Below are 8,485 nucleotides of genomic sequence, written 5' to 3' on the forward strand. Positions count from 1 at the left end.
TATCTATTGCATGTTCAGCTAGTTTTTCTGATTCATAACATTGCATATTTATTTTAGTTTTGCAACACCCTCAAAGAAACAACAAATGAGTTATATATTAATACGGGTACGACTTGCACAGTAGCAGAGCATATTGAGTATTGCACAAGAAAATTAGAATCATGGAATGTGTATATTGCTAAATGACTAAATGTGAAGAGGTGAATCATGATGAAACAAGAACAGTTGGAAGAATATATAGAAGTGCAAGACAGAAAAGAAACGGTATACAGAATCTATCATAAATTGAGTTTAAAACATGATGAGGAAGCGATATATGTATCAGCACATCATGCTGAAATGATTGTTCGGAAACTGTTACAACATATTGAAGAAATCGTGTTAACTATGAAAAGTACACGAGTAAAGGATAATTGGCTCATTGGTGCTCCTTTAGAAAATATATTGTGTAAATATTTTGGATTTACTTCACATGCAAGAAGATGGGATCAAGAGTATGTTGAAATTGAAAAGCATCACAATTGGGAAGGTGTTTATTTAAAGCATATTCACGAGCCAAGCTGGTTTCATTTACGTAATTTCAAAAAAATAATTGAGCAAGAAATGTTAGTAGAACAAGAACAAAATGAAAAGTTTTTGGAGAAAATCAAGGCACTCATGACGATTCCTTATGGAGATGAAACACTCGTTGAAGGAGAATTGAAGAATTATAACTTACATGAGTTGAAGCGCTTACATGATTATTTTCAAATTACATTCAAAAAATTAGAAAATAGTTTAGGTAGAGTGTGTATCGAAGAATGGAATGCAGACCCTGCAAACCTTTTTACAGAATACTATACAGATGGACGGGCGGGGTCTTGCCGTTGAAAAGTTTTTTAACGGCAAGAAAGGTCTGTTATTTTGTACAGACCTTTCAGTATTGGGGCAAGAGAAAGATTAAGCTGATTCAGCAGGGGAATGGGTAGGCTCTTGAATAGATTCGGAAGCTAGTTCTTGTTCCTTCTGTGCATTTAATACCCACTTGGATGATTTTTTTAAGATTTTCTCTGCCTGTGTAAAGGTTAATTCTTTGATGTCAGAGATGCTCAAGTGTGCTTTAATCGTGTCCTCATCCACTTTTCGAAGTGTAGCAAGTTTCTTAATGTTAACCTTAATTGCACCAATTTGTTGCGGTGAAATTTGCTTTTCAGGAACTTCAGGCAAGTCTTCCCCTGCATAGATATAGAGTCCTAGCCCGTGAAGAGCAATTGCTTTCACTAGACAACGTTGGATACTCGTATTGATATCAAAACTATTTGGTTCAGCTATTGGCTTGTTTTGATTATTAAGTATGGGATGAATCTGGCTTAGTGGTAATCCCTGTACTGTTACTTCTACCTCTACAAAAAATCCACAATCTGTTTTGAGATAGGGGACACCGTCAAACCGTTTGACATGCCATGTTGCGGTGGGGGCAACTTCCCGTAGACGTTTTACTGCCCACGCCCACGAGAGATAGCTAAACTTTCCTTTCTTTTCTACGTGTTCGGTACAATCTATTTGAGATAGTGTCGTAAAATAGTTTTCTGTTTTCATTGTTTATCATCCTCGCTTTTTTAGAATGGGATATGTTCCTTTTGTTGACTTGCTTCATAGACATGTAATAAGGCTTGTAACCTATGTTTGTAAGCAATAACAAGAGAAGAAGCATGTTCATCTTCGCTTTGCTCATAATAAGATATGAGATTCTTAAGAATCTGTATTTCGGCTTGGAGAGTGGAAGGGAATTTCATGTTATGCACCTGCCATTTTCTTAACAGAATGATCTTCTACATATTGCCGAATACACGAAATATCGTCATGTAGACAGTCTCCATCGAAATCAAAATAGTGCTCGCCGGAATAGATTTCACCGTCGCATGCTTCGCAATAGTCTGTACAATCGGTTGCTGAGGAATCATGAGTGTTGTAGATTACCATACAATTTTCTAACAAATATTCCGCCTCCTTATTTACGGGAGGAAATCAGCATGATAAACTGAGTATAGTAACGAGTAGCTGATTTCCTAAAACACGTTCCCATTGCCATGGGGACGTGTTTTTTCCGTTTGGGGACAGGAGATGTTACAGGTATGTCTGCTTATTTTTATGTGAACACCGCTTGTCCAACTGGAACGTGTTATGCAGGGAGCGGAGGCGCAAGGGTTTACTGCACAATTTTTTTCTGACGGAACAGGTCATACGATAGCGAGTATTTTGTCATTGTTCTTGGGATCGGAGGACGGAAGGGACGTACGAGTTCAAAGAACAACCAAAATCCGATAGAGTTGGGATGTGAGGAAGGAAAAAATTTGCCCCTTGCGCCTCCAGAGCGACCGAAATATAAACTGAAAGGAGGACAAGCGCCCCTAGTTATAGGGGTGCATTGATTTTTTCATGGAATGGTTTGTGACATTCTATTCAATCAAAAAGTCGCTAAAGCGACTTATCCATCATTCTCACGTATTGAACATGTTTATTTTTTGAGTCAATGTTGAGTTGGGCTTTGATGAGTGGAGACGAACCACGACGATAAAAAATTGATATGCACTTGCTGGGAGAGAGCGATAAACGAGCATCTGGTGTCAGGGAGGAATCACAGTGAAAAGAAAATGGGATATGGTATAATAAAGGAATAAATAACTGTGTACAAAGCGAGGGTAGAACAGTGAAAAATCATGTCATTGCAAATGGTCAAATTCTCCAAATGAATAAAAAGTGGTCAAATCTCAAACAGAATCAGCAGAATATGATTACTGAATGGTTACAGGCTGAATACCAGAGATTTATTGAGGTACATCTTCGCAAACCAAAGAAAAAGGAAGAAGAATATATACTGGATAGTGTTATGGAACAAATAAGAGAAAGAGATATCTGGATTCCATATCAAGAAGTGAAGACGTATTTTACAAATAAAAAAGGGAAATGGTATCGAAAGTTAGAGAATGAGTTTGAAAGTAGGCGAAAAGAAGAAGGGAAAGTGGGTCATGAAGTGGATGAGTAGGTTGAAATCTTTATTTTATAGTCGGAATATTCAAATGTGAATCCGACGTAAACATGGATTGTGTTGATATAAGTCATGAGAAATCGTAAGGGGCATTGCTATGGAGAATATAAAGACAAAAAAAATACCCAAGAGACAAGGACGCGTTCGGCAAATACAAAGAACCTCACAACAATGGGATGATTTGTGTAAGCAAGCTGTAGTACTATACGACCAAGGGATGACCTATTCTTTCATTGCAAAACAATTTGACTGTTCGTTGGAAACTTTACGTGTAAAGCTAAAAAAACGGGGCTTGTGGGAAGGTTTCAGTACGGATCAACTACAAGAGAATGCAAGGAAAAAATGGGATGAACGATGTGAAAAAGCAGTTTTATTACAAGAAAAAGGATGGAGTTATTATGCAATTGCAAGAAACCTTAATTGCAAAGATTCTAATTTAGTACAAGAATTGAAAAAACGAGGTTTATGGCAAAAGAGAGAGGTTATCGCTGCAAGTGAAAAATGGGATAAACTATGTAAACAAGCCCTGATGTTACGTGAACAAGGCATGACCTATAAGCTCATTGCACAACAATTACAATGTGGCGTAGGGTGTCTACATATAGAACTAAAAAAGCGAGGATTGAAAAAACAGGTTCGTTCACAAAATAATTCAATACGCTTAAAATGGGATGAAGTGTGTGAAAAAGCAGTTCCATTGTACGAACAGGGAATCGGATACCCAGATATTGCACAGCAATTGAATTGTCATGTAACTACTTTACGTAAAGAACTGAAAAAGCGAGGTTTATGGAAAGGACTTAGTGCAGAACAGTTAAGAGTGCAAAGAGTAAAGAATGCAAGTGAAAAATGGGATGGATTGTGTAAACAAGCAGTGATTTTACACGAGAAGGGTATGAGTTATACAGAAATTGGTCGGGAACTAGGGTGTCCTAGAGCTAAGTTAGAGACAGAATTAAAAAGAATGGGATTATGGAATGGAATCAGTATAAAACAAAGAAAAAAGAATGCAAAACAAAGATGGGATAGATTATGTGAAAAAGCAGTAATATTACAGGAAGAAGGAATGAGCTACAAAAAAATTGCTAAAAAATTGAATTGTTCAGATTCTGTTTTGGTAGAAGAATTGAAAAAACGAGGAACATGGAAAGGAGAAAGCGCAGAGCAATTACGTATAAACTCCCGTTTAAAGTGGGATAAAAGATGTAGACACGCGGTTCTTTTACGGAAAGAAGGAATGAGTTATTCTAAAATTGCAAAACAAATAGGTTGCCATGAAACAAATATATTGAAAGAACTGAAAAAACGTGGTTTATGGGAAGGGTATAGTAGAGAACAAATAAAAGAAAATGCCAAAAAGAAATGGGATGCTTTATGTGAAGAAGCGGTACACCTACATAACCAAGGAATGAGCTACTACAGAATTGCAAAATACCTGCATTGCGCTGATGGCAAGTTAGTACACGAACTGAAGAAAAGGAATGTGTGGGAGAATAAAAGGGTAGAGGGATTTTATGAAAGTGTACATGAAAAGTGGGATGCTTTATGCGAGAGAGCAGTGATATTATATGAACAAGGATTTACTTATCTAGAGATTGCTCAACAATTTGGATACCATGAACATAGTTTGACAAAGCAATTGAAGCAACGAGGATTATGGAGAGGAAGAACCACCGAAGAGTACGCTGAAAAATGGGATGAACTTTGTAGACAGGTGGTCACTTTACGTGAACAAGGACTGAAGTATCACGAGATTGCAAAACAATTAGGACAAAATCAAAGTACGATAATAAGGAAACTTCAAGAACGAGGATTATGGAGAGGATTTACGAAAGAACAAATACAAGAAAATGCACGAAAGAAATGGGATCCTCTATGTGAGCAAGCCGCGGTGTTACGCAAAGAACAACGGTGGAATTATAGACAGATAGCCTTACAATTAGATTGTAATGAAGCCTCATTAAGAAAAGAGCTAAAAAAACGGGGATTATATCGTAAATTTCATAAGGATATCAAACAAGAGGATTATATATAATGAGAAACATACATAAAGACAGAATGAAAATAGGAGGAGCTACTCATTGAAAACTAAATTTCAGGCGATTCAAAAGAAAAAGAGTACTTGGATAGAGTGGGGAAAATCTATATTGTTTGCAATAATAGGTGTAGCAATAATTAAAACATTTATTTTTGCACCTTTTGTAGTGGAAGGGGCTTCCATGCAACCGTCCTTATTTAATAATGATCGAATCATTGTAAATAAGATTATGATGGAATTTTCATCTGTAAAATATGGAGATGTGGTAGTGATTAAAAAACCAGATGATCCAAAGTATTATGTGAAAAGAGTAATTGGGTTGCCAAATGATACAATCAAAGTAGAAAATGGTAACTTGTACATAAATAATAAAGAACAAAAGGAAGGCTATTTAGACCATACATTATTAGAAGAATATAAACAATTAAATTATCCAGAAACAAAAATTCCCAGTCGCAAAGTGTTTGTAATGGGGGATAATCGCTTAAACAGTAGGGATAGTAGAACGGGATTAGGGGATATTGATGTGTCGAGTATAGTGGGAAAAGCAGAATTTGTATTTTATCCATTTAATCGAGCACAAGTAATAGATTAGATAAAATCCTAGAAAAAAGACGAACCTGTTAGCACGTCTTTTTTTGTTTTGAAGGAATGATAGACAATTCCACCTATAATCATGTTAGGTGACTTCATTCTAGAGTGGCAATTAATATTGTAGGGTGGAATTGTTAGTCCTAATATATCCTAAGTGAAATGTTTTTATGCAGAAGTTGGTTTATTCAGTCCACATAGAGTCCAGTTATGGTAAAATATAGAGGACATATGTATAGTGAGATTCCAATTCTATTGATGAATTGGAATCATTTTTTACATTTAGCTGTTCGAGGAGAATAATCACGCATAAAAACATACACGAATTGATCTAATTCTTGGCTACATGCAAGAACAATGGGGTCTGTATATCCGTATGCCTTTACCAACTGTCGCAGTTGTTTCTTTTTTTCTTCGATTTGTTTTTGTAAGTGGGTAACATCAGATGTAGACATGGGAAACCTCGCTATTTCTACAGATTGATATCAACTTTTTATAGTATATGCAGTTTTTTAAAAATGAAAACGGTCACATATGATGTGAGATAGTCTATGTGTACAAAAGGAGGACATTTCTATGAAAGCAACAGGTATCGTACGGAAAATGGATGAGCTTGGTCGAGTTGTGATACCGAAGGAAACGAGGCGCACACTCAACATTCACGAAAAAGAACCATTAGAAATATTTATAGAAGGTGAAACGATTATTCTACAGAAATATCAATCGTATGGTACTTGTCCGATTACAGGAGAAATTTCTCCCCAGAATATCAAACTAGCGGATGGAAAGCTGACGTTGAGCCCAGTAGGAGCGAAACAGCTGATGGAAGAATTAGAACAATACAAAGTAACGGTATGAGAAGAATAGGGGGCGAACTCGTTGGAAGTGAAATTACAAGCATTCCAAAAGGATAAAAGCAAGAACATGCCATCTTTACAGGAACAATTGCTACAAGAGGCGTTTCAAAAGAGGAAGGATATCACTTTAATTCTGTTAAAAGGATTGCATGTCAAAGGAATAATAAGAGGATTTGATACTTATTCTGTTTTAATGGAAGTTGAAGGAAAGCAACAGCTTGTATATAAACATGCGATCTCCACGATTCGCTTCTAAACTAAAACAGTAGCATGATTCCTACTGGATTCATGCTACTGTTACAGAAAGATTATTTAGCGTTTACAGCTTCTTTTAATGCTTTTCCTGCTTTAAAGGCAGGTGTTTTTCCCGCAGGAATAGTAAGCGCCTCACCAGTATGTGGATTGCGCCCTTCACGTGCAGCACGTTCTCTTACTTCGAAGGTACCGAAGCCAAGTAGCTGTACATGTTCTCCATTTTGTAGTGCATGTTGAATGGATTCTAATACTGCATCTACTGCTAGACTTGCTTGTGGCTTTTTTAGTTCGGATTGTATTGCGACTTGTTTGATTAATTCTGATTTATTCATGAGTCACCTCTTATTGTGATTATTATTTGTTTTAGTATAAAGGGAGAAAGAGAATGGTGCAAGGTGGTTTGTAAGTGTAACATGTTAGATTCTTTGCTAACGAAAAAACGTGTATATGAGAAAATACCCTGAAAAAAGAATGAGGCGAAAGAAGATGACAAATGTTTTTTATATGGAGCTCAACGATCTTAATTATGAACTCGAGCGAAGTGCGGAAATACTGAGGGTATTGGCACATCCTGTCCGTCTACAAATTGTACATCAATTATTAGGGAAAAATGCTTTAAATGTTACCGAATTACAAAAGATTTTAAAATTACCACAATCTACGGTTTCACAACATCTTCATAAAATGAGAAATCATAAAGTGTTATCACATGAACGCAAAGGAACAGAAGTATTTTATCGAGTGGACGATAAACAAGTGAAACAAACGGTTCACATACTGATGGAATAAACAAATGGTTATTATATCCAATTCATTAGTCGAGAGGGATAAAAATGAACGCCCAGATTCCTCTCTAACGAAAGATAAGAAGGTTCTGAATACGTTTGAGTCTCGGAAGGCAAATAGCTATCATACAAGGAGATAAGATAATGAAAAGATGGGTAGTAAATATTTTAGGTAGAAAGGGATATAAATCAGTGAGGATAGGTGCATATACAAGAATTATATAAAATTTCACGTACCATAATGTTTATAAAAACAAAACACAGTAAAAATAACAACAAGGGTTGCTTCTTCCTTCCTATCTCCGCTACAATAGATATATACTTTCTTTGCCCATTCCCCCGAAAAAGGGGAATAACAAAAAAGACAGAATATGAAATAAGAAAGGTGACTCACTCTATGAATCAACCTTTAGTCAATTTACGAGTCGATTTTGCTTTCAAGCAATTATTTGGTGTACAAGGACAAGAGGAATTATTGATTTCTTTTTTAAATGCAATCTTGCATGAATCCTTATCTATACCGATAGTATCGCTAAAAATTGAAGACCCACACCTCCATAAAGAATACGAAGAAGATAAATTATCCATACTAGATATATTAGCTACACTTCAAGATGGGACGAAGGTAAATGTAGAAATACAGTTACGAAATACACAAGAGATTGTAAAACGTTCCCTGTATTATTGGAGTAAACTGTATACATCTCAATTAGAGCAAGGAATGCCCTATCGTTCTTTACGAAAAACGATTGCGATTAATCTATTAGATTTTGATCTCTTTCCCCAATATGATGACATGCATACAGTCGGACAATTTTGGAGTCAACAACACAAGGAAGTGTTACTCGAAGATCTGGAAATCCATTTCATTGAAATTCCGAAATTGCTACAGCAATGGAGAGAAGAAAAAATTAATCCGTGGGAAAATGAA

Annotated in this window: 11 protein-coding genes; 8 read left to right on the top strand and 3 right to left on the bottom strand. The window is 36.1% G+C overall.

Annotated elements, in window-relative coordinates; translation table 11 throughout:
* The first annotated feature begins 207 nt into the window (after positions 1-207).
* Positions 208-870: a hypothetical protein gene (locus ACQRBL_RS31495; protein ID WP_411996738.1), complete on the top strand. Its 663-nt coding sequence runs from the start codon at positions 208-210 to the stop codon at positions 868-870.
* A 69-nt stretch (positions 871-939) separates the two neighbouring features.
* On the opposite strand, the gene ACQRBL_RS31500 is transcribed toward ACQRBL_RS31495, so the two are convergent.
* On the bottom strand, positions 940-1,578 hold the full coding sequence (locus tag ACQRBL_RS31500) for a DUF1071 domain-containing protein (protein WP_411996739.1): 639 nt from the start codon (positions 1,576-1,578) through the stop codon (positions 940-942).
* A gap of 1,111 nt (positions 1,579-2,689) precedes the next feature.
* On the opposite strand from ACQRBL_RS31500, the gene ACQRBL_RS31505 reads away from it, so the two are divergent.
* The 3 genes from ACQRBL_RS31505 to lepB all read left to right on the top strand — a co-directional run bounded on the left by ACQRBL_RS31505 (position 2,690) and on the right by lepB (position 5,661).
* Entirely contained in the window at positions 2,690-3,025 is a 336-nt protein-coding gene (locus tag ACQRBL_RS31505) for a hypothetical protein (RefSeq protein WP_197230802.1), read from the top strand.
* 100 nt (positions 3,026-3,125) lie between these two features.
* Entirely contained in the window at positions 3,126-5,063 is a 1,938-nt protein-coding gene (locus tag ACQRBL_RS31510; protein WP_197230801.1) for a hypothetical protein, read from the top strand.
* Positions 5,064-5,109: 46 nt separating this feature from the next.
* Positions 5,110-5,661 carry a signal peptidase I gene (lepB, locus tag ACQRBL_RS31515; protein WP_341069864.1) on the top strand — a complete coding sequence of 184 codons (552 nt, stop codon included), beginning with the start codon at positions 5,110-5,112 and terminating at the stop codon, positions 5,659-5,661.
* Between the two features lie 265 nt (positions 5,662-5,926).
* Here lepB and ACQRBL_RS31520 read toward each other — a convergent pair whose 3' ends face one another.
* The gene (locus ACQRBL_RS31520; protein ID WP_243169150.1) at positions 5,927-6,112 is read right to left on the bottom strand and encodes an aspartyl-phosphate phosphatase Spo0E family protein; all 186 of its coding nucleotides are present in this window, start codon (positions 6,110-6,112) and stop codon (positions 5,927-5,929) included.
* Between the two features lie 121 nt (positions 6,113-6,233).
* On the opposite strand from ACQRBL_RS31520, the gene ACQRBL_RS31525 reads away from it, so the two are divergent.
* Together ACQRBL_RS31525 and hfq are read left to right on the top strand one after the other, a co-directional pair.
* Entirely contained in the window at positions 6,234-6,515 is a 282-nt protein-coding gene (locus ACQRBL_RS31525; RefSeq protein WP_197230792.1) for an AbrB/MazE/SpoVT family DNA-binding domain-containing protein, read from the top strand.
* A gap of 21 nt (positions 6,516-6,536) precedes the next feature.
* Positions 6,537-6,770, top strand: a complete 234-nt coding sequence (gene hfq, locus ACQRBL_RS31530; protein WP_030030290.1) for an RNA chaperone Hfq — start codon at positions 6,537-6,539, stop codon at positions 6,768-6,770.
* A 52-nt stretch (positions 6,771-6,822) separates the two neighbouring features.
* On the opposite strand, the gene ACQRBL_RS31535 is transcribed toward hfq, so the two are convergent.
* Positions 6,823-7,101, bottom strand: a complete 279-nt coding sequence (locus tag ACQRBL_RS31535; protein ID WP_088071663.1) for an HU family DNA-binding protein — start codon at positions 7,099-7,101, stop codon at positions 6,823-6,825.
* 154 nt (positions 7,102-7,255) lie between these two features.
* On the opposite strand from ACQRBL_RS31535, the gene ACQRBL_RS31540 reads away from it, so the two are divergent.
* Together ACQRBL_RS31540 and ACQRBL_RS31545 are read left to right on the top strand one after the other, a co-directional pair.
* Entirely contained in the window at positions 7,256-7,558 is a 303-nt protein-coding gene (locus ACQRBL_RS31540; protein ID WP_411996740.1) for an ArsR/SmtB family transcription factor, read from the top strand.
* Between the two features lie 393 nt (positions 7,559-7,951).
* Positions 7,952-8,485, top strand: a 534-nt coding sequence (locus ACQRBL_RS31545; protein ID WP_427736335.1) for an Rpn family recombination-promoting nuclease/putative transposase, incomplete at its 3' end; no start/stop codon positions are given.

The sequence above is a fragment of the Bacillus sp. AF62 genome (assembly GCF_050312695.1).
Lineage (GTDB): Bacteria > Bacillota > Bacilli > Bacillales > Bacillaceae_G > Bacillus_A > Bacillus_A cereus.